At 36.0% G+C, this 25039-nt stretch carries 36 protein-coding genes; 2 read left to right on the top strand and 34 right to left on the bottom strand.

The genetic code is table 11. From position 1 onward, the window contains the following. Window positions 1-17: 17 nt before the first annotated feature. From eno to rpsL, 34 genes are all read right to left on the bottom strand, one after another. Window positions 18-1310 (bottom strand): phosphopyruvate hydratase, encoded by a 1293-nt coding sequence (gene eno / locus CLV90_RS05625; protein WP_133686498.1) that lies wholly within the window; start codon window positions 1308-1310, stop codon window positions 18-20. Between the two features lie 102 nt (window positions 1311-1412). Continuing rightward, window positions 1413-2540, bottom strand: a complete 1128-nt coding sequence (carA, locus tag CLV90_RS05620; RefSeq protein WP_133686497.1) for a glutamine-hydrolyzing carbamoyl-phosphate synthase small subunit — start codon at window positions 2538-2540, stop codon at window positions 1413-1415. Between the two features lie 95 nt (window positions 2541-2635). Next, window positions 2636-3166 carry a 50S ribosomal protein L17 gene (rplQ, locus tag CLV90_RS05615; protein ID WP_133686496.1) on the bottom strand — a complete coding sequence of 177 codons (531 nt, stop codon included), beginning with the start codon at window positions 3164-3166 and terminating at the stop codon, window positions 2636-2638. A gap of 59 nt (window positions 3167-3225) precedes the next feature. Next, window positions 3226-4218 carry a DNA-directed RNA polymerase subunit alpha gene (locus tag CLV90_RS05610; protein ID WP_133686495.1) on the bottom strand — a complete coding sequence of 331 codons (993 nt, stop codon included), beginning with the start codon at window positions 4216-4218 and terminating at the stop codon, window positions 3226-3228. A gap of 17 nt (window positions 4219-4235) precedes the next feature. Continuing rightward, window positions 4236-4841 carry a 30S ribosomal protein S4 gene (gene rpsD, locus CLV90_RS05605; protein ID WP_133686494.1) on the bottom strand — a complete coding sequence of 202 codons (606 nt, stop codon included), beginning with the start codon at window positions 4839-4841 and terminating at the stop codon, window positions 4236-4238. 89 nt (window positions 4842-4930) lie between these two features. Further along, complete coding sequence (gene rpsK / locus CLV90_RS05600; protein ID WP_027064807.1) at window positions 4931-5323, bottom strand: 30S ribosomal protein S11; 393 nt, start codon at window positions 5321-5323, stop codon at window positions 4931-4933. Between the two features lie 9 nt (window positions 5324-5332). Then, window positions 5333-5707, bottom strand: a complete 375-nt coding sequence (rpsM, locus tag CLV90_RS05595) for a 30S ribosomal protein S13 (RefSeq protein ID WP_133672059.1) — start codon at window positions 5705-5707, stop codon at window positions 5333-5335. A 2-nt stretch (window positions 5708-5709) separates the two neighbouring features. After that, entirely contained in the window at window positions 5710-5826 is a 117-nt protein-coding gene (ykgO, locus tag CLV90_RS05590; RefSeq protein WP_013305171.1) for a type B 50S ribosomal protein L36, read from the bottom strand. 8 nt (window positions 5827-5834) lie between these two features. Next, window positions 5835-6050 (bottom strand): translation initiation factor IF-1, encoded by a 216-nt coding sequence (gene infA, locus CLV90_RS05585; RefSeq protein WP_013305172.1) that lies wholly within the window; start codon window positions 6048-6050, stop codon window positions 5835-5837. A 3-nt stretch (window positions 6051-6053) separates the two neighbouring features. Further along, a complete protein-coding gene (secY, locus tag CLV90_RS05580; RefSeq protein ID WP_133686493.1) occupies window positions 6054-7397 on the bottom strand; it encodes a preprotein translocase subunit SecY in 1344 nt (447 codons plus the stop codon). 14 nt (window positions 7398-7411) lie between these two features. Then, complete coding sequence (gene rplO, locus CLV90_RS05575) at window positions 7412-7864, bottom strand: 50S ribosomal protein L15 (RefSeq protein WP_133686492.1); 453 nt, start codon at window positions 7862-7864, stop codon at window positions 7412-7414. A 13-nt stretch (window positions 7865-7877) separates the two neighbouring features. Beyond that, a complete protein-coding gene (rpmD, locus tag CLV90_RS05570; RefSeq protein ID WP_133686491.1) occupies window positions 7878-8057 on the bottom strand; it encodes a 50S ribosomal protein L30 in 180 nt (59 codons plus the stop codon). Between the two features lie 10 nt (window positions 8058-8067). Beyond that, entirely contained in the window at window positions 8068-8592 is a 525-nt protein-coding gene (rpsE, locus tag CLV90_RS05565) for a 30S ribosomal protein S5 (protein ID WP_058103817.1), read from the bottom strand. Window positions 8593-8601: 9 nt separating this feature from the next. Continuing rightward, the gene (gene rplR, locus CLV90_RS05560) at window positions 8602-8958 is read right to left on the bottom strand and encodes a 50S ribosomal protein L18 (protein ID WP_133686490.1); all 357 of its coding nucleotides are present in this window, start codon (window positions 8956-8958) and stop codon (window positions 8602-8604) included. Between the two features lie 11 nt (window positions 8959-8969). Then, window positions 8970-9512: a 50S ribosomal protein L6 gene (gene rplF / locus CLV90_RS05555; protein WP_133686489.1), complete on the bottom strand. Its 543-nt coding sequence runs from the start codon at window positions 9510-9512 to the stop codon at window positions 8970-8972. A 19-nt stretch (window positions 9513-9531) separates the two neighbouring features. Further along, window positions 9532-9930: a 30S ribosomal protein S8 gene (gene rpsH / locus CLV90_RS05550; RefSeq protein ID WP_133686488.1), complete on the bottom strand. Its 399-nt coding sequence runs from the start codon at window positions 9928-9930 to the stop codon at window positions 9532-9534. A gap of 66 nt (window positions 9931-9996) precedes the next feature. Beyond that, window positions 9997-10266, bottom strand: coding sequence for a 30S ribosomal protein S14 (gene rpsN, locus CLV90_RS05545; protein ID WP_133686487.1), 270 nt, complete (start codon window positions 10264-10266; stop codon window positions 9997-9999). Window position 10267: 1 nt separating this feature from the next. After that, a complete protein-coding gene (gene rplE / locus CLV90_RS05540) occupies window positions 10268-10819 on the bottom strand; it encodes a 50S ribosomal protein L5 (RefSeq protein WP_133686486.1) in 552 nt (183 codons plus the stop codon). A gap of 2 nt (window positions 10820-10821) precedes the next feature. Continuing rightward, window positions 10822-11136, bottom strand: coding sequence for a 50S ribosomal protein L24 (gene rplX / locus CLV90_RS05535; protein ID WP_133686485.1), 315 nt, complete (start codon window positions 11134-11136; stop codon window positions 10822-10824). A gap of 13 nt (window positions 11137-11149) precedes the next feature. Beyond that, complete coding sequence (gene rplN, locus CLV90_RS05530) at window positions 11150-11518, bottom strand: 50S ribosomal protein L14 (protein WP_027064819.1); 369 nt, start codon at window positions 11516-11518, stop codon at window positions 11150-11152. Between the two features lie 3 nt (window positions 11519-11521). Next, complete coding sequence (gene rpsQ, locus CLV90_RS05525; RefSeq protein WP_027064820.1) at window positions 11522-11779, bottom strand: 30S ribosomal protein S17; 258 nt, start codon at window positions 11777-11779, stop codon at window positions 11522-11524. Window positions 11780-11791: 12 nt separating this feature from the next. Next, on the bottom strand, window positions 11792-11983 hold the full coding sequence (gene rpmC / locus CLV90_RS05520; protein WP_027064821.1) for a 50S ribosomal protein L29: 192 nt from the start codon (window positions 11981-11983) through the stop codon (window positions 11792-11794). Between the two features lie 12 nt (window positions 11984-11995). Further along, complete coding sequence (gene rplP, locus CLV90_RS05515) at window positions 11996-12424, bottom strand: 50S ribosomal protein L16 (protein WP_027064822.1); 429 nt, start codon at window positions 12422-12424, stop codon at window positions 11996-11998. 20 nt (window positions 12425-12444) lie between these two features. After that, on the bottom strand, window positions 12445-13161 hold the full coding sequence (rpsC, locus tag CLV90_RS05510) for a 30S ribosomal protein S3 (RefSeq protein WP_133686484.1): 717 nt from the start codon (window positions 13159-13161) through the stop codon (window positions 12445-12447). 1 nt (window position 13162) lies between these two features. Continuing rightward, window positions 13163-13570 carry a 50S ribosomal protein L22 gene (gene rplV, locus CLV90_RS05505; RefSeq protein WP_133686483.1) on the bottom strand — a complete coding sequence of 136 codons (408 nt, stop codon included), beginning with the start codon at window positions 13568-13570 and terminating at the stop codon, window positions 13163-13165. A gap of 3 nt (window positions 13571-13573) precedes the next feature. Continuing rightward, entirely contained in the window at window positions 13574-13852 is a 279-nt protein-coding gene (gene rpsS / locus CLV90_RS05500; RefSeq protein WP_133686482.1) for a 30S ribosomal protein S19, read from the bottom strand. 14 nt (window positions 13853-13866) lie between these two features. Beyond that, a complete protein-coding gene (gene rplB, locus CLV90_RS05495) occupies window positions 13867-14691 on the bottom strand; it encodes a 50S ribosomal protein L2 (protein WP_133686481.1) in 825 nt (274 codons plus the stop codon). Between the two features lie 9 nt (window positions 14692-14700). Then, on the bottom strand, window positions 14701-14991 hold the full coding sequence (gene rplW, locus CLV90_RS05490) for a 50S ribosomal protein L23 (protein WP_027064827.1): 291 nt from the start codon (window positions 14989-14991) through the stop codon (window positions 14701-14703). 4 nt (window positions 14992-14995) lie between these two features. Further along, a complete protein-coding gene (gene rplD / locus CLV90_RS05485; protein WP_133686480.1) occupies window positions 14996-15628 on the bottom strand; it encodes a 50S ribosomal protein L4 in 633 nt (210 codons plus the stop codon). A gap of 5 nt (window positions 15629-15633) precedes the next feature. Then, window positions 15634-16251, bottom strand: coding sequence for a 50S ribosomal protein L3 (rplC, locus tag CLV90_RS05480; RefSeq protein ID WP_133686479.1), 618 nt, complete (start codon window positions 16249-16251; stop codon window positions 15634-15636). Between the two features lie 144 nt (window positions 16252-16395). Then, window positions 16396-16701, bottom strand: a complete 306-nt coding sequence (gene rpsJ, locus CLV90_RS05475; protein WP_007094989.1) for a 30S ribosomal protein S10 — start codon at window positions 16699-16701, stop codon at window positions 16396-16398. A 9-nt stretch (window positions 16702-16710) separates the two neighbouring features. Then, window positions 16711-18843 (bottom strand): elongation factor G, encoded by a 2133-nt coding sequence (gene fusA / locus CLV90_RS05470; protein WP_133686478.1) that lies wholly within the window; start codon window positions 18841-18843, stop codon window positions 16711-16713. Window positions 18844-18849: 6 nt separating this feature from the next. Continuing rightward, complete coding sequence (gene rpsG / locus CLV90_RS05465) at window positions 18850-19326, bottom strand: 30S ribosomal protein S7 (RefSeq protein ID WP_133686477.1); 477 nt, start codon at window positions 19324-19326, stop codon at window positions 18850-18852. Window positions 19327-19349: 23 nt separating this feature from the next. Beyond that, window positions 19350-19724 carry a 30S ribosomal protein S12 gene (gene rpsL, locus CLV90_RS05460; protein ID WP_027064832.1) on the bottom strand — a complete coding sequence of 125 codons (375 nt, stop codon included), beginning with the start codon at window positions 19722-19724 and terminating at the stop codon, window positions 19350-19352. 400 nt (window positions 19725-20124) lie between these two features. Here rpsL and CLV90_RS05455 point away from each other — a divergent pair, with 400 nt between their 5' ends. Both CLV90_RS05455 and CLV90_RS05450 read left to right on the top strand, forming a co-directional pair. Then, on the top strand, window positions 20125-23355 hold the full coding sequence (locus CLV90_RS05455) for a SusC/RagA family TonB-linked outer membrane protein (protein WP_133686476.1): 3231 nt from the start codon (window positions 20125-20127) through the stop codon (window positions 23353-23355). A 12-nt stretch (window positions 23356-23367) separates the two neighbouring features. After that, entirely contained in the window at window positions 23368-25035 is a 1668-nt protein-coding gene (locus CLV90_RS05450; protein WP_133686475.1) for a SusD/RagB family nutrient-binding outer membrane lipoprotein, read from the top strand. Window positions 25036-25039: the final 4 nt, after the last annotated feature.

Genomic DNA, 25039 nt, shown 5'->3' with positions numbered 1-25039 from the left:
ATATAATCTTTAAAAAATTATCCTAATTTAAATGCTTTTTCTTGGGGATAATAAGCAGTACTACCCAACTCTTCTTCAATACGAAGTAGTTGGTTGTATTTTGCCATACGATCTGATCTAGAAGCCGATCCTGTTTTAATTTGACCTGTATTCAATGCTACAGCCAAATCAGCAATAGTATTATCTTCAGTTTCACCAGAACGGTGAGACATTACAGATGTATAACCGGCATTTTTAGCCATGTTTACCGCAGCAATTGTTTCTGTTAAAGTTCCAATTTGGTTTACTTTAATTAAAATTGAATTGGCAATTCCTCTTTCGATACCAGTAGATAGGCGCTCAACGTTAGTTACGAATAAATCATCACCTACTAGCTGAACTTTATCTCCAATTTTATCGGTCAAAGATTTCCAACCGTCCCAATCATTTTCATCCATACCATCTTCGATAGAGATAATTGGGTATTTAGCACTTAAATCTGCTAAGTATTGCGCTTGTTCTTCAGAAGTTCTTATAACACCAGATTCACCTTCGAATTTAGTGTAATCATATTTTCCATCAACAAAAAATTCTGCTGCGGCACAATCTAAAGCAATCATTACATCATCACCTAAAGTATATCCTGCATTTTTAACTGCTTTTGCAATCGTATCTAAAGCATCTTCAGTACCACCCGCAAGGTTTGGTGCAAAACCACCTTCATCACCTACAGCCGTACTAAGACCACGATCATGTAACACTTTTTTCAAGTGATGAAAAATTTCAGTACCCATTTGCATTGCATGTGAAAAGCTTTTGGCTTTAACAGGCATCACCATAAATTCTTGAAATGCGATAGGAGCATCTGAGTGAGAACCACCGTTAATAATATTCATCATTGGTACAGGAAGCGTATTAGCACTTACCCCACCAATATATCTAAAAAGAGAAAGTCCTAATTCATTGGCAGCAGCTTTTGCAGCGGCTAATGACACCCCTAAAATAGCATTTGCTCCTAATTTCGATTTATTTGGTGTACCATCTAAATCGATCATAGTTTGATCCAAAAGATTTTGATCAAAAACACTCATTCCTAAGATTTCTTCTGCAATAATACTGTTTACATTATCAACAGCTTTAGTTACGCCTTTACCCATGAAAGCTTTACCACCATCGCGTAATTCAACAGCCTCATGCTCACCAGTAGAAGCACCAGAAGGTACCGCTGCTCTTCCCATTACTCCATTCTCGGTAATTACATCTACTTCAACTGTTGGATTCCCTCTAGAATCTAAAATTTGTCTTGCGTGAACATTTAATATAATACTCATTTATACTCTTTTTTTAGTTGTTTGTTTAAAAAGTAAAGATACAAAAGCATGCATTTAACTAGCTTGTTCGACCCTTACATTTGCCAATTAATTAATGTTTATTTAAACTATTTCGTTATGTTTTGAACAATTCTCAATTAATTTAAAAAAATCATCAAATAGGTAATCTGCATCATGTGGACCCGGACTTGCTTCTGGGTGATACTGAACAGAAAATACATTTTTATTTTTCATACGAATACCAGCAACTGTCTTATCATTAAGATGTGTATGCGTAATCTCTAGATTTGCATTAGCCTCAGTTTCTTCTCTATTAATAGCAAAGCCATGATTTTGAGAAGTAATCTCGCCTTTACCAGTAATAAGGTTTAATATTGGATGGTTAATACCTCTATGACCATTGTGCATTTTGTAAGTAGAGACTCCGTTTGCTAATGCCAACACTTGATGACCCAAACAAATTCCAAAAAGAGGTTTATCTGTTTGAATCATTTTTTTAACTGCTGCAATAGCATCTACCAAAGGCTCTGGATCTCCAGGTCCATTAGAAATGAAAAAAGCATCAGGATTCCAAGAAGACATTTCTTCAAAACTACTGTTGTAAGGAAACACTTTTACATAAGCACCTCTTTTTACTAGGTTACGTAATATATTCTTCTTGATACCGATATCAAGCGCTGCTATTTTAAAATCTGAGCTTTCGTCACCAACAAAATATGCTTCTTTCGTAGAAACTTTAGAAGCCAACTCTAAACCCTCCATACTTGGCACTTCACTCAAACGTCTTTTTAAGTCTTCGATATTATCTATATCAGTTGAGATAACGGCATTCATTGCGCCATTATCTCTAATATAGCTAACTAATGCTCTAGTATCTACATCAGAAATAGCAAACAAGTCATTCTTATCTAAAAAACCTTGCAAACTATCATCAGCTAAAGGTCTAGAATATTCATAACTGAAATTTCTACAAACCAACCCTGATATTTTAATTGACTCAGATTCTATTTCATCTTCATTTACTCCATAATTACCAATATGAGCGTTGGTAGTTACCATTATTTGTCCAAAATAAGATGGATCTGTAAATATCTCTTGGTAACCTGTCATTCCTGTATTAAAACATACCTCCCCAAAAGCAGTTCCTTCTTTGTCTCCAACAGATTTACCATGAAAGATTGTACCGTCTGCAAGTAAAATAATTGCTTTTCTCTTTGCCTGATATTTCATTTTAGTCTTATAATTTATTTCGTTCACAAAAAAACATAAAAAAAGGATAAGCTAGAAAGCTTATCCTTTTTCATTATTAATATTTATCGACAATTTTATTCCTTAGAATCATCTGTCTTAGCTTCTGTTTCAGTTTGAGCTTCTTCAACCTTAGTTTCTTTCTCTGCAGAAACAACTTCAGCATCACCACCAGATCTTCTACTTCTTCTAGTAGATTTCTTTTTAGGCTTACCAGCATTGTATAATTCGTTGAAATCAACCAATTCAATCATTGCCATATCAGCGTTATCTCCTAAACGATTCCCTAACTTGATAATTCTAGTGTATCCACCTGGTCTATCAGCAACTTTTTCAGAAACAACACTGAATAATTCAGTTACTGCATACTTATCACGAAGATTCTTAAAAACGATACGTCTGTTATGAGTACCTTTTTCAGCACTTACATTATTCTCAGCTTTTGATTTAGTAATCAAAGGCTCAATAAATTGTTTCAAAGCTTTCGCTTTAGCTACCGTAGTGTTGATTCTTTTGTGTTCGATCAAAGAACAAGCCATGTTTGCTAACATTGCTTTTCTGTGAGCTGTTTTTCTACCTAAGTGATTAATTTTTTTACCGTGTCTCATGTTCTAATTTTATCATCTTGCTACCAAACTCGATAGAACGAGGAGCAAAATATGATTATTTAATCTTTATCTAATTTGTATTTTGATAAATCCATACCAAAACTTAAACCCTTGTTAATCACAAGTTCTTCAAGCTCTGTTAAAGATTTTTTACCGAAGTTTCTAAACTTCATTAAGTCATTCTTATTAAAAGAAACTAAATCTCCTAAAGTGTCAACTTCAGCTGCTTTTAAACAGTTTAGTGCACGAACAGAAAGGTCCATATCAACTAATTTAGTTTTTAATAATTGTCTCATGTGTAAAGACTCCTCATCGTAAGTCTCTGTTTGAGCTATTTCATCAGCTTCTAACGTAATACGCTCATCAGAGAATAACATGAAGTGATGAATAAGAACTTTAGCAGCTTCAGTTAAGGCATCTTTTGGATGAATAGAACCATCTGAAGAGATTTCAAAAACTAATTTTTCATAATCGGTCTTTTGCTCTACACGAAAGTTTTCGATGCTATACTTTACATTTTTAATAGGTGTAAAAATAGAATCAACAGCTATTGTACCTAACGGTGCACCGGATTTTTTATTTTCCTCTGCAGGAACATAACCTCTCCCTTTTTCAATAGTAATTTCCATATTGATGCTAACTTTAGCATCCATATTACAAATTACTAAATCAGGATTCAATACTTGATATCCAGAAATGAACTTTTGAAAATCACCAGCAGTTAATTGATTCTTTCCGCTTACAGAAATTGAAACAACTTCAGCCTCAGAATCTTCTATTTGCTTCTTGAAACGAACTTGTTTCAAGTTTAATATAATCTCTGTTACATCTTCAACAACGCCAGGTATTGTAGAGAATTCATGCTCTACTTTATCTATCCTAACAGAAGTAATTGCATGACCTTCTAAAGAAGAAAGCAATACTCGTCTTAATGCATTCCCAACAGTTAATCCATAACCAGGTTCCAAAGGGCGAAATTCGAACTTCCCTTCGAAATCAGAGGAATCGATCATTATTACTTTATCGGGTTTCTGAAAATTAAATAATGCCATAATTGGATCGGTGTTGTTTATTTAGAGTATAACTCCACGATTAATTGTTCTTTGATATTTTCAGGAATTTGCATTCTTTCGGGAATAGTAACATAAGTACCTTCCTTTTTTTCGCTATTCCATGAAATCCACTCATAAACTGCGCTATTTGCAGTCAATGAATCTTGTATAGTTTGTAATGACTTAGATTTTTCTCTAACACCAACAACATCTCCTGCTTTTAATGAATAAGAAGGTATGTTTACCAGCTCACCATTAACCGTAATGTGTCTATGAGATACTAATTGTCTTGCACCGCTTCTAGTAGGAGAAATTCCCATTCTGAAAACCACGTTATCTAAACGAGATTCACATAATTGAAGTAAAATTTCACCAGCAACACCTTCTTTTCTCTTAGCAGTCTGGAATAAGTTTCTGAATTGTTTTTCTAAAATACCGTAAGTATATTTAGCTTTTTGCTTCTCCATTAATTGAACAGAATACTCAGATTTTTTACCTCTTCTTCTGTTATTACCGTGTTGTCCTGGAGGGTAATTCTTTTTTTCAAAAGATTTGTCATCTCCGAAAATTGCTTCGCCAAATTTACGGGCGATTTTTGATTTTGGTCCTGTATATCTTGCCATTTTCTTTTAATTTGAAAGTGAGACTATGAATTAAGGCTTATCCTTCGATAATCGTAATTACACTTTCGGTGAAATATATTAGTAATTAATTAAACTCTTCTTCTCTTAGGAGGTCTACATCCGTTATGAGGCATTGGAGTAACATCAATGATTTCTGTTACTTCGATACCAGCGTTATGTAATGATCTAATAGCAGATTCTCTACCATTACCTGGACCTTTTACATAAACCTTAACTTTTCTTAAACCTGCTTCATGAGCTACTTTAGAACAATCTTCTGCAGCTACTTGCGCAGCATATGGAGTATTTTTCTTAGAACCTCTGAAACCTAATTTACCAGCAGATGACCAAGAGATAACATCTCCTTTTTTATTAGTCAAAGAAATAATGATGTTGTTAAAAGATGCACTTATATGCGCCTCACCAACAGAATCAACTATAACTTTACGTTTCTTGGTAACTTTAGTACTTGCCTTTGCCATACCTAATTATTATTTAGTTGCTTTCTTCTTGTTAGCAACTGTTTTACGCTTTCCTTTTCTAGTTCTAGAGTTATTCTTAGTACGTTGACCTCTTAAAGGCAAACCTGACCTATGACGAATACCTCTATAACAGCCAATATCCATTAAACGCTTAATGTTCAACTGAGTTTCAGAACGTAATTCACCTTCGATTACGAATTCAGAAACAGCTTCTCTAATGCGACCTATTTCATCATCATTCCAATCAGAAACCTTAGTATCTTCGCTAACTTGGGCTTTACTCAATATTTCTTGTGACCTACTTCTTCCAATTCCAAAAATGTAGGTTAAGGCGATTACGCCTCTCTTTTGTTTTGGTATATCTATACCTGCGATTCTTGCCATAATTACCCTTGTCTTTGTTTAAATCTAGGATTCTTTTTGTTGATTACGTACAACCTGCCTTTTCTGCGAACAATCTTGCAGTCGGCACTTCTCTTCTTAACTGATGCTCTTACTTTCATCTTGTATCTTAGTATCTATATGTAATTCTTGCTTTTGTAAGGTCATACGGACTCATTTCCAATTTAACCTTATCTCCAGGTAATAGTTTAATATAGTGCATACGCATCTTACCTGAAATATGCGCTGTTACCACATGTCCATTCTCCAATTCTACACGAAACATTGCATTTGATAATGCTTCGATAATAGATCCATCTTGTTCTATTGCTGCCTGTTTAGCCATAAATTATGCTACTTTTCTATTTTTACCCGTTTTCATTAATCCATCATAATGTCTATTCAATAAATATGAATTAACCTGTTGTACAGTATCAATAGCTACACCCACCATAATTAAAAGGGACGTACCACCATAAAATAAAGCCCAACCAGCTTGAACATCCATTAACTTAACAACTATCGCCGGTAAAATAGCCAGCAAAGCTAAGAAAATAGATCCAGGTAACGTTATTAAAGACATAATCTTATCCAAATAATCTCCAGTTTCTTTACCAGGACGTATTCCTGGAATAAATCCACCACTTCTTTTAAGGTCATCTGCCATTTTATTGGTAGGAACAGTAATTGCAGTATAAAAATATGTAAAGATTATAATCAATATAGCGAATAGTAAGTTATATGCCCATCCGAAAATATCACTGAACTGTACTTGCATCCACTGTCCAAAGGCAGTATCATCAAAAGCACCTCCGATTAAACCTGGCACGAACATAATTGCTTGGGCAAAGATTATAGGCATTACTCCAGAAGCATTTAACTTTAAAGGAATATATTGCCTAGATCCCATTATGTTCTTTTCATATCCACCAGAAGCGGTACGTCTTGCATATTGCACAGGTATTTGTCTTGTAGCCATTACTAATAATATACAAGCCAAGATAACTAAGAACCAAATGATCACTTCAATTAAAATAAACATTAAACCACCATTATTATCAGTTGTTCTTGAAATAAATTCTTGAACAAAAGACTGTGGCATTGTTGCGATGATACCAATCATAATCAATAATGAAATACCATTACCAATACCTTTATCAGTAATTTTCTCACCTAACCACATAGCGAATACGGTACCAGTTACCAATATAATAACAGCAGGAACCATAAAATCTAATCCTTTACCTAATAAAAATGCGCTATCTCTTACACCGAATGCTTCTAATCCGTATAGATATGCAGGAGCTTGAACAATACATATACCGATGGTTAACCATCTAGTAATTTGATTAATTGTCTTACGACCACTTTCACCTTCTTTTTGCAACTTTTGAAGATAAGGTATTGCTATACCCATCAACTGAACTACAATAGACGCTGAAATATATGGCATGATACCCAAGGCAAAAACAGAAGCATTAGCAAAAGCCCCTCCTGTAAATGCATTTAAAAGACCAAATATACCTTGATCAGTACTATCTGTCAATCCACCTAATTGTGTCGAATCAATACCCGGAAGTACAATTTGACAACCAAAACGATAAACCAACAAAAGACCCAGGGTAATAAGAATTCTATTTCTTAGCTCTTCTATCTTCCAAATATTGGATATTGTATCAATAAAATTCTTCATGCTCTCGTTTATGCTTACAAACTTATTGCTTCACCACCTGCTGCCTCAATAGCTGCTTTGGCAGATGCTGTAAATTTATGTACTGAAATTTTTAGAGGCGCTTTTAGTTCACCGTTACCTAAAATTTTCACTAAATCATTTTTACCGACTAAACCATTCTCGATCAAAAGATCTAACGAGACTTCGTTAGTTAGAATCTTATTATCAACAAGTTCCTGCAATTTCTCTAAATTGATACCTTGGTACTCCTTACGATTAATATTCGTAAAACCAAACTTAGGTACACGTCGTTGTAAAGGCATTTGACCACCTTCGAAACCAATTTTCTTAGAATAACCAGATCTTGATTTTGCTCCTTTATGACCTCTTGCAGCTGTTCCTCCTTTTCCAGAACCCTGACCTCTTCCAAGGCGTTTTCCGTCTCTATTTACTGAACCTTCTGCAGGTTGTAGATTATTTAAACCCATTGTATTCTAATATTTAAGCTTCCTCTGTGGAAACTAAATGTTTAACTTTATTTATCATTCCAAGAATGTTCGGTGTATCATCGTGTTCAACAACCTGACCAATTCTTTTTAAACCAAGAGCCTCTAAAGTTCTTTTTTGATTTTGAGGTTTCTTAATTCCACTTTTTCTCTGTGTAACCTTAATCTTTGCCATAATTTTCCTCTTAACCTTTAAATACTTTTTCTAGAGAAACACCTCTTTGTGTAGCAATAGTCTTTGCATCTCTAAGTTGTAACAAAGCATCGAATGTTGCCTTTACAACGTTATGTGGATTGGATGATCCTTGAGATTTAGATAATACATCATGAACACCTACAGATTCTAATACAGATCTTACAGCTCCACCAGCAATTACACCAGTACCATGAGATGCAGGTTGGATATAAACCCTAGCTCCACCAAATTTACCTTTTTGTTCATGAGGTAGTGTACCCTTATTCAAAGGAATACGTACCAAGTTCTTTTTACCATCTTCAATTGCTTTAGCGATAGCCGTTGCAACTTCTTTTGATTTACCTAAACCGTGACCTACAACACCATTTTCATCACCTACAACAACAATTGCAGAAAAACCGAATGCTCTACCACCTTTTGTTACCTTGGTTACACGTTGAATACCAACTAATTTATCTTTTAAATCTAAACCACCTGGCTTAACAGTTTCTACGTTTTTATATTTTTGGAACATACTAGTATATTAGAATTTTAGTCCTGCTTCTCTTGCACCATCAGCTAAAGATTTTACTCTTCCATGATACAAATTACCACCTCTATCAAAAGCTACTTTATCTAAGCCTGCTTTTACAGATTTCTCAGCGATTGTTTTACCAACAAGAGCAGCAATCTCGGTTTTATTTCCCTTTACTTTTGCGATATCCTTATCTCTTGAAGAAGCAGATACTAAAGTGACTCCGTTAACGTCGTCTATAACTTGAGCGTAAATTTCGCTGTTACTTCTAAATACAGATAATCTTGGTCTAACTGCAGTTCCAGAAGAAACCTTACGTATTCTACGTCGGATTCTTAATTTTCTTTGTGTTTTTGATAATCCCATAATATCCTTTATTAAGCTGATTTACCAGCTTTTCTTCTTAATATTTCACCTACAAACTTAATGCCTTTCCCTTTGTAAGGCTCAGGAGTACGGAAAGATCTAATCTTTGCTGCTACATGACCAACCAATTGTTTATCATGTGAAGTAAGTTTTACTATAGGATTCTTACCTTTATCAGATACTGTTTCTACCTTTACCTCTGGGGCAATATCGAAAACAATATTGTGAGAAAAACCTAAAGCTAAATCAAGTTTTTGACCTTGATGACTTGCTCTATAACCTACACCTACTAACTCTAACTCTTTAGCCCAACCTTTAGAAACACCTTCAACCATATTAACGATTAGTGATCTGTATAAACCGTGCTTTGCTTTGTGCTCCTTAGAATCGGAAGGTCTTGTTACTAAAACCTCACCTTCTTCTACTTTAATCAAAACTCCCGAGAACTCTTGAACCAACTCACCTAACTTTCCTTTAACAGAAATGATATTGTCGTTAATTTCAACTGTAACTCCCTCAGGAATTGCGACTGGATTATTACCTATTCTAGACATTTTCTAAATCTTTAATCAATTAATAAACGTAGCACAAAACTTCACCACCAACTTTTTCTGCCTTTGCTTGCTTACTTGTCATTACACCGTGAGATGTAGAAACAATTGCAACACCTAAACCATTTAAAACACGAGGTAAATCTTCGTTACCTGCATACTTTCTAAGTCCAGGCTTACTGATACGCTGTATTTTCTTGATAACAGGTTCTTTTGTAACCTTATCGTACTTCAAAGCTATTTTAATAGTCCCCTGTACTTTGCTCTCTTCGAACTTGTAACTTAAAATATATCCTTGATCGAATAATATTTTAGTTATTTCTTTTTTTAGATTCGACGCAGGAATTTCAACAACCCTATGTCCCGCTCTACTCGCGTTTCTAACTCTCGTTAGGTAATCTGCAATAGTATCTGTTACCATATGTATATAATTCGGAAACGGTTTTCAGCACTTAAGCTAAACCTGAATCCATTAATAATTTTATCCTTACCAGCTAGCTTTCCTAACACCTGGTATTAAACCGGCATTGGCCATCTCTCTGAATTTCACCCTTGAAATACCAAAAGTTCTCATATAACCTTTAGGTCTTCCAGTTAATTTACATCTATTATGTAAACGCACTGGAGATGCATTTTTAGGTAATCTCTGTAATGCCTCATAGTCACCAGCTTCTTTTAAAGCTTTACGTTTTTCAGCATAAACTGCTACAGTTCTTTCCCTTTTTCTCTCACGGGCTTTCATTGATTCCTTAGCCATACTAATTCTTTTTAAAAGGTAAACCTAATTCTGTTAATAATGATTTTGCTTCTTTGTCTGTTTCTGCAGAAGTTACAAATGTAATATCCATACCGTTAATTCTATTGATTTTATCAATATTAACCTCAGGAAAAATAATTTGCTCTGTTACACCAAGATTATAATTTCCACGACCATCAAAACCTGTAGCTTTGATTCCTTGAAAATCTCTAACTCGTGGCAACGCAGAGGTAACCAAACGATCTAAAAATTCGTACATACGCTCACCTCTCAAGGTAACTTTAGCACCAATTGGCATGCCTTTTCTTAATTTAAAGGCAGCAACATCCTTCTTAGACATTGTAGCAACGGCTTTTTGACCCGTTATCATAGTCATTTCATCTATTGCATGGTCAATAAGTTTCTTGTCAGCAACAGCAGCTCCTACACCTCTACTCATTACTATCTTCTCTAACTTAGGAACCTGCATTACATTACTGTAACCAAACTCTTCGGTAAGGGCAGCTACTATTCGCTCCTTATACTCTTTCTTTAATCTTGCAACGTATGCCATAACTAAATTACTTCATTGGATTTTTTGGAAACCCTAACTTTTTTACCATCCTTCATTTCGTAACCTACTCTCGTTACCTCGCCAGACTTGCTGTCGATTAAACCTAAGTTAGAAATATGGATTAAAGCTTCTTTTTTTACAATACCACCTTGAGGATTTTTAGCACTAGGCTTCTCATGTTTAGATACCATATTGGCACCTTCAACGATGGCTTTATTTTTCTCAAGATCCACACGCATCACTTTACCTTCGGTACCTTTATGGTCACCAGCAGTAATTCTTACTGTATCTCCTGTTTTGATTTTTAACTTTTTCATCTTGTCCGTTATATTATAATACCTCTGGGGCCAATGATACAATCTTCATGAACTGCTTATCCCTAAGCTCTCTTGCTACAGGTCCAAAAACACGAGTTCCTCTCATTTCTCCGGCAGGATTCAATAAAACACAAGCGTTATCATCAAATCTTATATAAGACCCATCAGGTCTTCTCACCTCTTTTTTTGTACGAACTACAACAGCAGTTGAAACCGCACCCTTCTTGATACCTCCGTTTGGAGTTGCCTCCTTAACAGTAACAACAATTTTGTCACCTATTGAAGCATATCTTCTTTTGGTACCACCAAGAACACGGATAGTTAAAACTTCCTTTGCTCCTGTGTTATCCGCTACTTTTAGTCTAGATTCTTGCTGTAACATAACTTATTTAGCTCTTTCTAAGATTTCTACTAATCTCCAACATTTGGTTTTACTCATAGGACGAGTTTCCATGATCTTTACAGTATCACCAATGTTACAATCGTTCTTTTCGTCATGTGCAACATATTTCTTAGTCTTCAAAACGAATTTACCGTACATAGGATGTTTTACTCTCTTCACTTCAGCAATAACAATAGATTTCTCCATTTTATTACTAGTGACAACTCCTACTCTCTCTTTTCTTAAGTTTCTTTTTTCCATAAAGCCCACCAATTATTGGTTTTCCCTATTAGTTAATTCAGTGGCTAATCTTGCTACCGTTCTCCTTACTTTTCTAATCTGAAGTGGATTTTCTAACGGAGTTACAAAATGTGCCATTTTCAAATCTGCATGTTGCTTCTTGTACTCGGCAAATTTCTCCGTAAGTCCTTCTACAGACATTTCTTTAATCTCTTGTTTTTTCATTATTCCTTACGTTTAATTTCCGCCCTCGTAATCTCGAGCTACAATGAATTTTGTTTTAACAGGAAGTTTTTGAGCCGCTAATCTTAAAGCTTCTTTTGCTACTTCCATAGGAACTCCGGCCACTTCAAACATTATTCTACCTGGTTTAACCACAGCTACAAAATATTCTGGCGCACCTTTACCTTTACCCATACGTACTTCTAATGGCTTTTTCGTAATCGGCTTATCTGGAAATATTTTAATCCACAATTGACCTTCTCTCTTCATAAATCTAGTAGCAGCAATACGAGCAGCTTCTATTTGGCGTGAAGTCAAAAATGTAGCATCATCAACATTCTTTATACCGAACATACCATTTGAAAGTTGGTGTCCTCTACCAGCAAGACCTTTCATACGGCCTTTCTGCATTTTACGGAACTTCGTTCTTTTCGGTTGTAACATTACTTTAGTTCTTTAAAAAATTACTTTCTACGACGTTGTTTTCTTCCACCTTCTTGCTTACCGCCTTTAGCAGAATCTTTTTCCATTCCTACTAATGGTGATAAATCTCTTTTACCATATACCTCACCTTTCATAATCCAAACTTTTATACCAAGTTTACCATATGTTGTTTGAGCTTCCTGTAAAGCATAATCAATATCTGCTCTAAAGGTCGATAATGGAATTCTACCATCTTTATATGATTCTGAACGCGCCATTTCAGCACCATTCAATCTACCAGAGATTTGAATCTTTATTCCCTCAGCATTCATACGCATTGCTGCGGCGATTGCCATTTTTATTGCTCTTCTAAAAGAAATTCTACTTTCTATTTGACGAGCAACACTTGCTGCTACTAAATTTGCATCAAGCTCAGGTCTTTTTATTTCAAAAATATTGATTTGAACCTCCTTACCGGTGATCTTCTTCAACTCTTCTTTTAACTTATCAACTTCCTGACCACCTTTACCGATAATAATACCAGGTCTTGCAGTAGTTACAGTTACAGTGATTAATTTTAGAGTACGTTCAATTATAACTCTTGAAACACTAGCTTTAGAAAGTCTGGCATGAATATACTTACGTATTTTATCATCCTCAGCCAATTTATCTCCGTAATCGTTACCACCATACCAGTTAGATTCCCAACCTCTAATGATTCCTAGACGATTTCCTATTGGATTTGTTTTCTGTCCCATCCTAGTTTTCTGTTATATTTTTTGACCCCAAAACCAAAGTAACATGGTTTGAACGTTTTCTAATTCTATGTGCTCTACCTTGTGGAGCAGGACGCAATCTTTTAAGCATTGCACCACCATCAACTCTAATCTCAGCTACAATTAAATCAGCATCTTCTAAACTTGCCTCTTCATTTTTTGCTTGCCAGTTTGCCAAAGCTGAAAGTAACAATTTTTCTAACTTTCTAGAAGCTTCTTTAGGGTTGAACCTTAAAATAGCTAAAGCTTGCTCTACTTTTACACCACGAATTAAATCAGCAACTAAACGCATCTTTCTAGGTGAAGTAGGACAGTTATTCAATTTTGCGAAAGCTACCTTCTTCTTATCAGCCTTAATTCTTTCGGCCATCTGTTTTTTACGAACTCCCATAGCTTACTTTTTTCCTTTGTTTTTCGCCCCTACATGACCTCTAAAAGATCTTGTTGGTGAGAATTCCCCAAGTTTATGTCCTACCATGTTTTCTGTTACAAAAACAGGTACAAATTGTTTTCCGTTATGAACTGCTATCGTCATCCCTACAAAATCAGGAGTTATCATAGAAGCTCTAGACCAGGTTTTAATTACCGCTTTTTTACCGGATGATACACTTTGCTGGATTTTCTTCTCCAAGCTATAGTGAACGTAAGGTCCTTTTTTTAGTGAACGTGCCATTTCTTTCTACTTTTTTATTTCTTTCTACGTTCTATTATATACTTGTTGGTGCTCTTGGTCTTAGAACGAGTTCTGTATCCTTTAGCAGGTATACCGTTTCTCGATCTTGGATGACCACCTGAAGCTCTACCTTCACCACCACCCATTGGGTGATCGACAGGGTTCATCGCTACAGGTCTAGTTCTTGGTCTTCTTCCCAACCATCTACTTCTACCAGCTTTACCTGATACCAATAATTGATGATCTGAATTAGACATAGCCCCAATAGTTGCCATACAACCTGAAAGAATTAATCTTGTTTCACCAGATGGCATTTTAACAGTAACAAACTTACCGTCTTTTGCCATAAGTTGAGCAAAAGTACCAGCGCTACGTGCCATAACTGCACCTTGCCCAGGTCTCAACTCAATACATGAAATTATAGTTCCTAAAGGAATCTCACTCAATGGCATTGCATTACCGATCTCTGGAGCAACAGCTGAACCAGAAGAAACCTGCTGATCCACTTGTAAACCATTCTGAGCGACTACATAACGCTTTTCACCATCTGCATATTCCAAAAGAGCAATAAATGCAGTTCTATTTGGATCGTACTCGATAGTTTTAACAGTAGCAAGCACATCTTGCTTATCTCTCTTAAAATCTATTACACGATACCTTCTTTTATGACCTCCACCTTTTTGGCGTATGGTCATCTTTCCTTGACTGTTTCTACCTCCCGACTTTTTTAACGGAGCAAGCAAGCTTTTCTCCGGCTTATCAGCAGTAATGGCGTCAAATCCATTTACTACTCTAAAACGCTGTCCTGGAGTGATTGGTTTTAATTTTCTAACTGACATTTCTTGTCTTTATAGATTACTGTAAAAATCGATAATATCACCTTCTACCACATCAACAATCGCTTTTTTAATCGCATTTGTTTTACCATGTTGTACACCAGTTTTTGTATATCTGGATTTTCTTGAAGGACCGTAATTCATTGTACGAACCTTCTTCACAGAAACACCATAAGTAGCTTCAACCGCATCTTTAATCTGCAACTTGTTAGCCTTAGGGTTAACCACGAATCCATAACGGTTATTCAACTCGCTATCAGCAGTCATTTTTTCCGTTATAATTGGTTTTATTAACACACTCATGATATTATTGTTTATTTAAGTTCGATTCAATTCCTTCTAAAGAGCTCTCTAACAATACCACGCTATTAGCATGAAGAATTTTGTAAGTACTTAATTCTGAGTTAGTTATAACTTCTGAGCCTTTAAAATTACGCGAAGACAAATATACACCTTTATTTGAATCACCCAACACTATTAAAGACTTTTTATTCTCAAGACCTAAGGTCTTTAAAACATTAATAAAATCTTTAGTTTTTGGAGTATCAAAATCGAAGTCTTCAACTACTAAAATTGCATTCTCTTTAGTCTTTAAAGAAAGTGCAGATTTTCTTGCCAAACGCTTCAAGTTTTTATTTAACTTCTGGGTATAATCCTTAGGTCTTGGACCGAATATTCTACCACCACCTCTGAATATCGGTGATTTAATACTACCTGCTCTCGCAGTACCAGTACCTTTTTGTTTTTTAATTTTTCTCGTACTACCAGCGATCTCAGCTCTTTCTTTAGCTTTGTGCGTTCCCTGTCTTTGATGAGCCAAATATTGCTTAACATCTAGGTAAACTGCGTGATCATTAGGCTCTATAGCGAAAACATCGTCAGAAAGGTTTGCCTTTCTACCTGTGTCTTTTCCTTTAATATCTAAAACTGCTATTTTCATTACATCTACCTTTGTATAGTTACATAAGCATTCTTATGGCCCGGAACACAACCTTTTACTACTAAAAGATTCTTTTCTGGAACTACTTTTAAAATCCTAAGGTTCTGAACCGTTACACGATCAGTACCCATTCTACCGGCCATTTTCATACCCTTAAATACTCTAGCTGGATATGATGCAGCACCAATAGAACCTGGAGCTCTAAGTCTATTATGCTGACCATGAGTTGCTTGACCAACCCCAGCGAATCCATGGCGCTTAACAACACCTTGAAAACCTTTACCCTTAGATGTTCCAACAACATCTACGAACTGACCTTCAGCGAAAACATCGACACCTACAGTGTCACCTAATTTAAATTCACCTTCAAAATCTCGGAATTCAATGACTTTTTTCTTGGGAGAAGAACCTGCTTTTTTAAAATGGCCTAATTCAGCCTTAATAGCACGACTTTCTGCCTTGTCATCGAAACCAAGTTGAAGGGCACTATACCCGTCGACCTCAATGGTTCTGACTTGGGTAACTACACATGGTCCAGCTTCAATAACGGTACATGGAATGTTTTTTCCATTCTCGTCAAAAATACTGGTCATGCCTACTTTCTTTCCTATTAACCCAGACATACTTATTTATATTAATTATTACTTATTAAATTCATTGTAAAAAAATAGGGTCAAAATAATTTAACCCTAAATTATTTTTTCCGTTTTTCCCTCGCACGCAGCTCAGGACATGTAGTCTAGCCTATAAATAGGATAGACATTGAATTATACCTTTATCTCAACTTCAACACCACTTGGAAGTTCTAACTTCATAAGTGCGTCAATAGTTTTAGATGAAGAGCTATAAATATCCAATAATCTCTTATAAGAACTTAATTGGAACTGCTCTCTTGATTTCTTATTCACGTGAGGTGAACGTAAAACCGTAAATATCTTTTTATGTGTTGGTAAAGGAATTGGTCCTGTTACAACAGCACCGGTAGTCTTTACCGTTTTTACAATCTTCTCAGCAGACTTATCTACTAAATTGTGATCGTAAGATTTTAGCTTTATTCTAATTTTCTGACTCATGTCCTAAATTTATGCTGTTATACCTTTTGCTGCTTTGATAACTTCCGCTGAAATATTGGAAGGTGTCTCTGCATAATGTGAAAATTCCATTGTTGAAGTAGCACGACCTGAAGATAATGTTCTAAGAGATGTAACATATCCGAACATTTCAGATAATGGTACAGTTCCTTTAACAACTTTGGCACCAGCTCTATCGCTCATATTACCAATAGTTCCTCTACGTCGGTTTAAATCCCCAACGATATCACCCATGTTTTCTTCTGGAGTAATAACCTCTAACTTCATAATTGGCTCCATAATTACAGCACCAGCAGCTTTACCCGCAGCTTTGTAACCCATTTTTGCAGCTAACTCAAAGGAAAGCGCATCAGAATCCACAGCATGGAAAGAACCATCTTTAAGTATCACCTTCATAGAATCCATTTCATAACCAGCTAAAGGCCCGTTTTGCATTGCTGCAGCAAAACCTTTCTCAACAGATGGAATAAATTCTTTAGGAATACGACCACCTTTTATCTGATCAACAAACTGAAGTCCTTCTCCTTCGAAATCTTCATCAGCAGGTCCCATTTCGAAAACAATATCACCAAACTTACCACGTCCACCAGATTGCTTTTTATAAGTTTCTCTGTGTGAAGCTGTTTTGGTTAAAGCTTCTTTGTATTCTACTTGAGGCTCACCTTGATTAACCTCTACTTTAAATTCTCTTCTTAAACGATCAACAATAATATCTAAGTGTAACTCACCCATACCAGATATAATAGTCTGACCTGAAGCTTCATCAGTTTTCACTTGAAAAGTTGGATCCTCCTCTGCTAATTTAGACAGAGCCATTCCTAACTTATCTACATCAGCTTTAGTTTTAGGCTCAACAGCAATACCAATTACCGGTTCCGGAAAGTTCATACTCTCTAAAACAATTGGATGCTTCTCGTCAGACATAGTATCACCAGTCTTAATATCCTTGAAACCTACGGCTGCACCAATATCACCAGCTTCTATATAATCAATAGCATTTTGTTTATTAGAATGCATCTGATAAATACGAGAAATACGTTCTTTTTTACCCGAACGGTTATTCAATATATATGAACCGGCATCTAAACGACCAGAATACGTTCTAAAGAAAGCTAATCTCCCTACAAAAGGATCAGTAGCAATTTTAAAAGCTAATGCTGAAAAAGGTTCCTTTACACTCGGCTTACGTTTTTCAATAACACCGGTATCAGGATTGGTACCCTCTATCGCTTCCTTATCCATTGGAGAAGGTAAATATCTACAAACAGCATCCAATAAAAATTGAACACCTTTATTTTTAAACGAAGAACCACAAATCATAGGTATGATTGCACGATCCATTACAGCAGCCCTTAAAGCAGCATGAACTTCCTCTTCAGTGATAGAATCTTCATCTTCGAAGAATTTCTCCATCAAATTCTCATCATATTCTGCAACAGCTTCAATTAAGGCAGCTCTATACTCCCTTACTTCAGCCTTCATATCTTCAGGGATATCAATCACATCAAAAGTAGCACCAAAGCCCTCTTCGTGCCATACTATAGCTCTGTTTTTTGCTAAATCAACAATACCTCTAAAATCAGACTCATCGCCGATTGGAAGTACTATTGGAACCGCATTTGAACCAAGCATTTCTTTAACTTGCTTACAAACCATAAGAAAGTTAGAACCCTGACGGTCCATCTTGTTCACAAATCCAATTCTTGGAACTTTATAATTATCAGCTAACCTCCAGTTAGTTTCCGATTGAGGCTCAACACCATCAACAGCACTAAACAAAAAGACCAACCCATCTAAAACACGTAATGAACGATTCACCTCAACAGTAAAATCAACGTGTCCAGGGGTATCGATAATGTTAAAATGATAATCCATTGCATCGGCAGTTGGTTCACCATTTTCTTTCGGGAATTTCCATTCACATGTAGTAGCAGCAGAAGTAATAGTAATACCTCTTTCTTGCTCCTGCTCCATCCAGTCCATAGTAGCTGCACCATCATGAACTTCACCTATCTTATGACTAACTCCTGTATAAAAAAGAATACGCTCGGTCGTCGTGGTTTTACCAGCATCAATGTGAGCTGCAATACCTATATTTCTTGTATATTTTAAATCTCTTGCCATTTCCGATTAGAATCTAAAGTGAGAGAATGCTTTGTTTGCTTCAGCCATCTTGTGCGTATCAGTTCTTTTCTTAACTGCCGCACCTTCTTCTTTAGCAGCCGCTAATATTTCACCGGCCAATCTTTGAGCCATACCTTTTTCGTTACGTTTTCTTGCATAACTAATCAACCATTTCATAGCTGTTGATATTTTACGGTCTGGTCTAATTTGCATTGGAATTTGAAATGTTGCACCACCAACTCTTCTACTCCTAACTTCTACGTGAGGCATAACATTACTTAATGCGTCCTTCCATAGCTCTAAAGCCGTTTTCTCTTCATCGGTCTTCTTTGCATCTACGATATCTATTGCATCGTAAAAAACACCAAAAGCAACTGATTTTTTACCGTCCCACATCATCATATTGACGAAACGTGTCACCAACTGATCATTAAATCTTGGATCTGGTAAAAGTGGTCTTTTCTTTGCCTGTCTTTTTCTCATTACTTCCTTTTAAACAAGTTTAATTAATTCTTAGGGCGTTTAGCACCATATTTAGATCTACGTTGTGTTCTACCGGCCACACCTGCTGTGTCCAATGCACCACGTACAATATGATACCTAACTCCTGGTAAATCTTTAACTCTTCCGCCTCTTACTAATACTATCGAGTGCTCTTGAAGATTGTGACCCTCTCCTGGAATGTAAGCATTTACTTCCTTACCGTTTGTTAACCTAACCCTTGCTACTTTTCTCATAGCTGAATTTGGTTTCTTCGGTGTGGTAGTATAAACACGTGTACAAACACCCCTTCTTTGAGGACACGAATCCAAAGCAGCCGATTTACTCTTCTTAGTAATCGTCTCTCTTCCTATTCGTACTAATTGTGATATTGTTGGCATACTATAATAATATATAAAAATTACCCCTACTTTAAGGGTCGGCAAATGTAGTAATATTTCACTAACATTCAAACCAAGATGCATTTATTTTTATTTTTTTTTAATTCTACAACTATTATCCAGAAATATCGATTGTTGCTGTGCTCTTAAAAATAACACAAATATCAAATCAATACAGATATAATTTAAATTGAATAAATAGCAGCTTTTTCTGATATTTTCTACAGAATTACGAATATGACAAAAAAATACCTATCGAATTATATAACTTTAAATATGGATCGTGTTTTATCTGTAACTTCTAATTTTACAACATCTTCTTAAAGTTTTATTAAAATTCTCTTGCTTTATTAACACATTATTGTGATGTTTGCTGCTAGCTAATTCAAATAATTTAAAAATGAGAACAAAACTAAATGGATTGTTAACGCTACTACTAGCGTTAGTTGTGCATATTTCTTTTGCACAACAAAAAACAGTATCCGGTACGGTTACTGATCAAGGAGGGCTTCCTTTGCCCGGTGTTAACATTGTAGTCGAAGGTACCACAACTGGTACACAAACTGACTTTGATGGTAACTTTTCAATTTCAGCCGCTCAAGGTCAAACATTATTGTTTACCTACATCGGACAGAAAGCAGTTCGCCAAGCAGTTGGGGCATCAAGTACTGTAAATGTAACTATGGAAGAAGATGCCCAAGCACTTGAAGAAGTGGTTGTTACCGCGCAAGGTATTAAAAGAGAGAAAAAGTCTCTTGGTTATGCTGTATCTTCTGTAGGTGAAGAAGACTTGGAGCAAAAAGCAGAAGGTGATGTAGGTAGAGTACTTAATGGTAAGGCTTCTGGTGTTTTAATTAATGCTGCCAGTGGTGTTTCAGGTTCTGCTACTAACATTATTATTCGTGGTTTTACCTCTATTTCTGGTTCTAATCAACCTTTATTTATTGTTGATGGTGTTCCTTTTAGTTCTGATACTAATGCACAAGGTTCTGCCATTGATGGGAACGTAGGTTCTAGTAGATTTTTAGATTTAGACCCAAACAACATTGCTAATGTAAACGTATTAAAAGGTTTAGCTGCGGCTAACTTGTATGGTACTGCTGGTAGAAATGGTGTTATCTTAATTACCACCAAAGCAGGTGCTGCAGGAACAGGTAAAAAGAAATCTGAAATAACGGTAACATCTTCTGTTTTCTTTAATCAAGTATCTACATTGCCTGATTATCAAGATCAGTATGGTAATGGTTTTGATCAAGCTTATGGTGCTTTTTTTAGTAACTGGGGACCTGATTTCGGTATAGATGAACCTGGTAGTTTTGGATCTGCTTACGCGGGTACAACAACTGACGGTACAATTTTAATTAATCATCCGTATTCTGTAAATGCAGGTGTTAGTGCTGCTTTCCCTGAATTTCAAGGTGAAACATATGAGTACAAAGCATATGATAGTGTTAAGAACTTCTTCCGTACAGGAACGGTTACCAACAACTCAGTAAACGCAACTGGATCTTCTGAAGATGGAAAAATTTCTTATAGCGCCAGTCTTGGTAATTTAAGTGACCAAGGTTTTACCCCAGGCAACAAATTACAGAGAACTACTATTAGTGTTGGTGGTAAAGCTGAATTAAGCAATAAATTTACTGTAAACGGTACGATGAACTTTACTAAAAGTGATGTAAAATCGCCTCCAATTTCTGCAAGTTTAGGTAATGGTTCTACAGGTGCGGGCGCATCCGTATTTGGTCATTTATTCTTTACTCCAAGAAGTGTTGATTTAATGGGTCTTCCTTTTCAAAGCCCTATTGATGGCAGCAGTGTTTACTACAGAGGTGGTAACGATATTCAAAATCCAAGATGGACTGCAGAAAATGCATTTGCCAACCAGGTAACAAATAGAGTTTTCGGTAGTGCTCAATTCACATATAAAATTAATGACAACATTAACGCCTTTTTTAGAACTGGTATTGATTTCTATACAGAACGTAACGAAATTGGCCAAAACAAAGGTGGTGCTGAAGGATACATACAAGGTAGATACCAAACATATGATAACAAAAACACTATTTGGGATCATACTGCACAAATTAATGGTATGTGGCAATTAACTGAAAAGTTAGACATGAACGTTAACTTAGGTGCTACTTCAAGAAGAACAGAATTCTCTAGACAAGGGGTTACTAGTGATCAACAGTCAATTTTCGGTGTGTTTAAGCATTATAACTTTGCTACTCAATCATCTTTACTGAATTCAGTAGGCGATCCATTACAAAGCGACCGTACACAAAATATCATGGGTGTCTATGCACAAGCTGAATTTGGTTATGACAATTTTGCTTATTTAACTTTAGCAGCTAGAAATGACTGGGTATCGAATTTTATTGAAAATTCAATAACTTACCCTTCTGCGAGTTTATCTATTTTACCAACTGCTTTAATCGATGGCTTACAATCACAAAACGGACTTAATTTCCTAAAATTAAGAGCAGGTTATGGTACTTCTGCAGGTTTCGCCACAGGTTACCCGGTAGCTTCTAAAGCGGTACTAGATACTAGAGACTTCCTTCTTGGTGGTAATTTGGTTTCATCGATCACTGTTGATGATGACCTAGCAAACCCAGGTCTTACCCCAGAATTATTAACTGAAGTTGAATTTGGAGTTGAATCAAGATTTTTAAATAATAGAGTTTCTTTAGATGTCTCGGTTTATAAAAAATCTACTACTGACTTAATATCTGAACAACCTTTAGATCCATCTACGGGTTATGCTACAACCGTAACCAACATTGGTGAAGTTCAAGCGAAAGGTATTGAATTAGATTTAGGTGTTTCTTTATTCCGTAGCGAAAATCCAGGTAGTTTTAGCTGGGACGTAACTGGTAACTTCACTGCAGATGAATCTACTGTAATCGACTTGGGTGCTGATACCGATAACATTAACATTGGTGGTTTATTCACTGATCTTTCTAACTTCGCCGTACCTAACAGACCTTTTGGTGTAATTTTAGGAAGTAGAGTATTAAGAGACGATAATGGTAACAAAGTAGTTGCAAGTACAGGTAGTTATGTAGAAGAAAATGGATTGTTCGAAATAGGTGATCCTAATGCAGATTGGAGACTTAACGTAAGTAATGGTTTCAATTACAAAAACTTCTCTTTTAACTTCGATATTTCTTACAGACATGGTGGTGATGTATACGCTAGTACGATATCAGCACTAGTAGGTAGAGGTTTAACAACAGATACCCAAGATCGTGTTTCTACTTTCATTTTACCTGGTGTTAAGGCAGATGGTTCAGTAAATGATATACAAATCAACAACTCGGATTATTACTTCAGTAACGTTGCATTCGGACCAAATGAACTACAAGTTTATGACGGTAGCACAATTCGTTTAAGAGAATTAAGATTAGGTTATTCTGTACCTAGTAAAGCGTTAGAAAAGACTCCTTTTGGTTCTTTAAGCGTATCTGTAAGCGGACAAAACTTATGGTTTAGAGGTATCAATGTTCCTAAAGGTGTAAATTTTGACCCTGAAAATCTTGGAGTTGGTGTAGGTAATGCACTTGGTTTTGATTTTATCAATAGCCCAGGTTCTAGAAGATTCGGTATGTCTGTAAAAGCAACATTTTAAAAAATTAAAAAAATGAAAATATTTATTAAAAACGTAGTTCTAACTTTATTCTCCGCTGGGCTTGTCCTTTCGTGTGAGACTACTGAACTTAATTTAGTTACTGACCCAGATGCGGTTAGTCCTGAACAAGCAACCCCAGATGGATATCTGAACAAGGTTCAAGAAGAATTCGCAAGATTCAACGAAGATGTAGGTTTAAATTCTGCTGCACTAGTGAGAATGGAAAACATGGGTACACGTTTGTACCAACAAGCATACTCTCCCGCCTCACAAGATGGCGAATGGGAAACTGCATATTCCTCTATGTTAACCGATATTAGAGCAATGAACATTTTAGCCGAAGAAGCTAATTTCAAACGTCATATCGGTATGGGACAAGTATTTGAAGCATTTACCATGGTAACTCTTGTAGATATGTATGGTGATGTTCCGTACTCTGAAGCAGTTCAAGGTATCGACAATTTAAATCCTGCACCAGATGCCGGTACTTCTATCTACGCTGCTGCCCTAACTCTTTTAGATAGTGCTATTGGTAATTTTAGTACTACCGATAACGCTGCTGGTCCAGATGTAGATTTCTATTACGATGGTGACTGGGATAAATGGATAAAATTAGCTAACTCATTAAAACTTAAAATCTATGCACAAACTAGATTAGTAGACGCTAGTGCCGTTAGTTCTTTTAATGCAATTATCACAAGTGGAAACTACATTACATCTGTTTCAGAAGACTTTCAATTTACTTGGGGTTCTAACGTTGTAAATCCAGATTCAAGACATCCAGATTATGGTGATAACTATACTCCACAAGGAGCCGCAGATTACACTAGTAACTGGCTAATGAATTACATGGATAATGATAAAACTTCAAGTGACCCAAGAATTCGTTACTATTTCTACAGACAATCAGCAACTACACCAGGTGCAGCTGACTCTGATGGACCTAACCAACAAACGCTATCTTGTAGTGTTGAACCTATACCTCCTCATTATGTAGCCGGTGGATTTACATTCTGTAATTTACCAAACGGGTATTGGGGTAGAGACCATGGAGATGACGATGGTACACCTCCTGATGGTCAATTAAGAACTACTTACGGTGTTTATCCTATTGGTGGTGAATTCGACGACAGTACTTTCGAAGCTATTGATTTAGGTTCTGGTGCAGGTGGAGCTGGTATTACACCAATTTTCTTAGCGCAAACTGTTGATTTCTTAAGAGCTGAAGTTGCTTACGCAACTAATAATGCTGCTGGTGCAAAAACATTTTTAACTAACGGTATTCAAAAGTCAATGGATAAGACCTTAGCTTTTGGAGCTTTAGACACCGGAGCTGATTTATCTCTTGCTCCAACTGATACAGATGTTGCTGATTATATTGCTGAAGTTGATGATCTTTATGAGGCTGCCGTTGGTGATGAAAAATTGAACATAATTGCAAAAGAATTTTTCGTTGCATTATTCGGTAATGGTATTGATGCCTATAACTTCTACAGAAGAACTGGATACCCAAGTGACTTGCAAGCAGACAGAGAACCTGAACCTGGCGCATTTGTAAGATCATTTCTTTATCCTGCAGTTTATGCAAATAACAACAACACTGTTACACAAAAAGAATCAGTAACCGTTAAAGTTTTCTGGGATAATAACCCTGATTCTGGTTTTCCATTATCAAACTAAAAAA

The sequence above is a fragment of the Maribacter spongiicola genome (assembly GCF_004364165.1).
In the GTDB taxonomy this organism is placed as follows: Bacteria; Bacteroidota; Bacteroidia; order Flavobacteriales; family Flavobacteriaceae; genus Maribacter; species Maribacter spongiicola.
The sequence above is the reverse complement of the archived record's forward strand: the minus strand, read 5'-3'. Positions and strand labels throughout refer to the sequence as shown.

What these genes read in the sequence shown, in the direction of transcription:
- rplQ (WP_133686496.1), bottom strand. Translation starts at nt 3,166, where the DNA reads ATGAGACACGGTAAAAAAATTAATCACTTAGGTAGAAAAACAGCTCAC.
- infA (WP_013305172.1), bottom strand. Translation starts at nt 6,050, where the DNA reads ATGGCTAAACAGGCAGCAATAGAACAAGATGGATCTATTATCGAAGCA.
- rpsE (WP_058103817.1), bottom strand. Translation starts at nt 8,592, where the DNA reads ATGTTCCAAAAATATAAAAACGTAGAAACTGTTAAGCCAGGTGGTTTA.
- rpmC (WP_027064821.1), bottom strand. Translation starts at nt 11,983, where the DNA reads ATGAAAAAACAAGAGATTAAAGAAATGTCTGTAGAAGGACTTACGGAG.
- fusA (WP_133686478.1), bottom strand. Translation starts at nt 18,843, where the DNA reads ATGGCAAGAGATTTAAAATATACAAGAAATATAGGTATTGCAGCTCAC.
- rplO (WP_133686492.1), bottom strand. Translation starts at nt 7,864, where the DNA reads ATGGGTTTAAATAATCTACAACCTGCAGAAGGTTCAGTAAATAGAGAC.
- rpsD (WP_133686494.1), bottom strand. Translation starts at nt 4,841, where the DNA reads ATGGCAAGATATACAGGACCAAAATCAAAAATCGCCCGTAAATTTGGC.
- rpsQ (WP_027064820.1), bottom strand. Translation starts at nt 11,779, where the DNA reads ATGGAAAAAAGAAACTTAAGAAAAGAGAGAGTAGGAGTTGTCACTAGT.
- rplC (WP_133686479.1), bottom strand. Translation starts at nt 16,251, where the DNA reads ATGTCTGGGTTAATAGGAAAGAAAGTAGGCATGACCAGTATTTTTGAC.
- CLV90_RS05450 (WP_133686475.1), top strand. Translation starts at nt 23,368, where the DNA reads ATGAAAATATTTATTAAAAACGTAGTTCTAACTTTATTCTCCGCTGGG.
- rpsS (WP_133686482.1), bottom strand. Translation starts at nt 13,852, where the DNA reads ATGGCACGTTCACTAAAAAAAGGACCTTACGTTCACTATAGCTTGGAG.
- rplR (WP_133686490.1), bottom strand. Translation starts at nt 8,958, where the DNA reads ATGGGATTATCAAAAACACAAAGAAAATTAAGAATCCGACGTAGAATA.
- rplF (WP_133686489.1), bottom strand. Translation starts at nt 9,512, where the DNA reads ATGTCTAGAATAGGTAATAATCCAGTCGCAATTCCTGAGGGAGTTACA.
- rplV (WP_133686483.1), bottom strand. Translation starts at nt 13,570, where the DNA reads ATGGGAGTTCGTAAAAAACAGATGGCCGAAAGAATTAAGGCTGATAAG.
- carA (WP_133686497.1), bottom strand. Translation starts at nt 2,540, where the DNA reads ATGAAATATCAGGCAAAGAGAAAAGCAATTATTTTACTTGCAGACGGT.
- rpsH (WP_133686488.1), bottom strand. Translation starts at nt 9,930, where the DNA reads ATGGTAACAGATACTATTGCAGATTACCTAACGAGAGTTAGAAACGCG.
- ykgO (WP_013305171.1), bottom strand. Translation starts at nt 5,826, where the DNA reads ATGAAAGTAAGAGCATCAGTTAAGAAGAGAAGTGCCGACTGCAAGATT.
- rplX (WP_133686485.1), bottom strand. Translation starts at nt 11,136, where the DNA reads ATGAAAAAGTTAAAAATCAAAACAGGAGATACAGTAAGAATTACTGCT.
- rplE (WP_133686486.1), bottom strand. Translation starts at nt 10,819, where the DNA reads ATGGCATACGTTGCAAGATTAAAGAAAGAGTATAAGGAGCGAATAGTA.
- rplD (WP_133686480.1), bottom strand. Translation starts at nt 15,628, where the DNA reads ATGAAAATAGCAGTTTTAGATATTAAAGGAAAAGACACAGGTAGAAAG.
- rpsG (WP_133686477.1), bottom strand. Translation starts at nt 19,326, where the DNA reads ATGAGAAAAAGACAGGCAAAGAAAAGACCACTTTTACCAGATCCAAGA.
- rpsK (WP_027064807.1), bottom strand. Translation starts at nt 5,323, where the DNA reads ATGGCAAAGGCAAGTACTAAAGTTACCAAGAAACGTAAAGTTATAGTT.
- rplB (WP_133686481.1), bottom strand. Translation starts at nt 14,691, where the DNA reads ATGTCAGTTAGAAAATTAAAACCAATCACTCCAGGACAGCGTTTTAGA.
- eno (WP_133686498.1), bottom strand. Translation starts at nt 1,310, where the DNA reads ATGAGTATTATATTAAATGTTCACGCAAGACAAATTTTAGATTCTAGA.
- rpmD (WP_133686491.1), bottom strand. Translation starts at nt 8,057, where the DNA reads ATGGCAAAGATTAAGGTTACACAGAGAAAAAGTGGAATTAAGAAACCT.
- rpsM (WP_133672059.1), bottom strand. Translation starts at nt 5,707, where the DNA reads ATGGCAAGAATCGCAGGTATAGATATACCAAAACAAAAGAGAGGCGTA.
- CLV90_RS05455 (WP_133686476.1), top strand. Translation starts at nt 20,125, where the DNA reads ATGAGAACAAAACTAAATGGATTGTTAACGCTACTACTAGCGTTAGTT.
- rplP (WP_027064822.1), bottom strand. Translation starts at nt 12,424, where the DNA reads ATGTTACAACCGAAAAGAACGAAGTTCCGTAAAATGCAGAAAGGCCGT.
- rplN (WP_027064819.1), bottom strand. Translation starts at nt 11,518, where the DNA reads ATGTTACAGCAAGAATCTAGACTAAAAGTAGCGGATAACACAGGAGCA.
- CLV90_RS05610 (WP_133686495.1), bottom strand. Translation starts at nt 4,218, where the DNA reads ATGGCATTATTTAATTTTCAGAAACCCGATAAAGTAATAATGATCGAT.
- rpsC (WP_133686484.1), bottom strand. Translation starts at nt 13,161, where the DNA reads ATGGGACAGAAAACAAATCCAATAGGAAATCGTCTAGGAATCATTAGA.
- secY (WP_133686493.1), bottom strand. Translation starts at nt 7,397, where the DNA reads ATGAAGAATTTTATTGATACAATATCCAATATTTGGAAGATAGAAGAG.
- rpsL (WP_027064832.1), bottom strand. Translation starts at nt 19,724, where the DNA reads ATGCCAACAATATCACAATTAGTACGAATAGGAAGAGAGACGATTACT.
- rpsN (WP_133686487.1), bottom strand. Translation starts at nt 10,266, where the DNA reads ATGGCTAAGGAATCAATGAAAGCCCGTGAGAGAAAAAGGGAAAGAACT.
- rplW (WP_027064827.1), bottom strand. Translation starts at nt 14,991, where the DNA reads ATGAGTGTGTTAATAAAACCAATTATAACGGAAAAAATGACTGCTGAT.
- rpsJ (WP_007094989.1), bottom strand. Translation starts at nt 16,701, where the DNA reads ATGAGTCAGAAAATTAGAATAAAGCTAAAATCTTACGATCACAATTTA.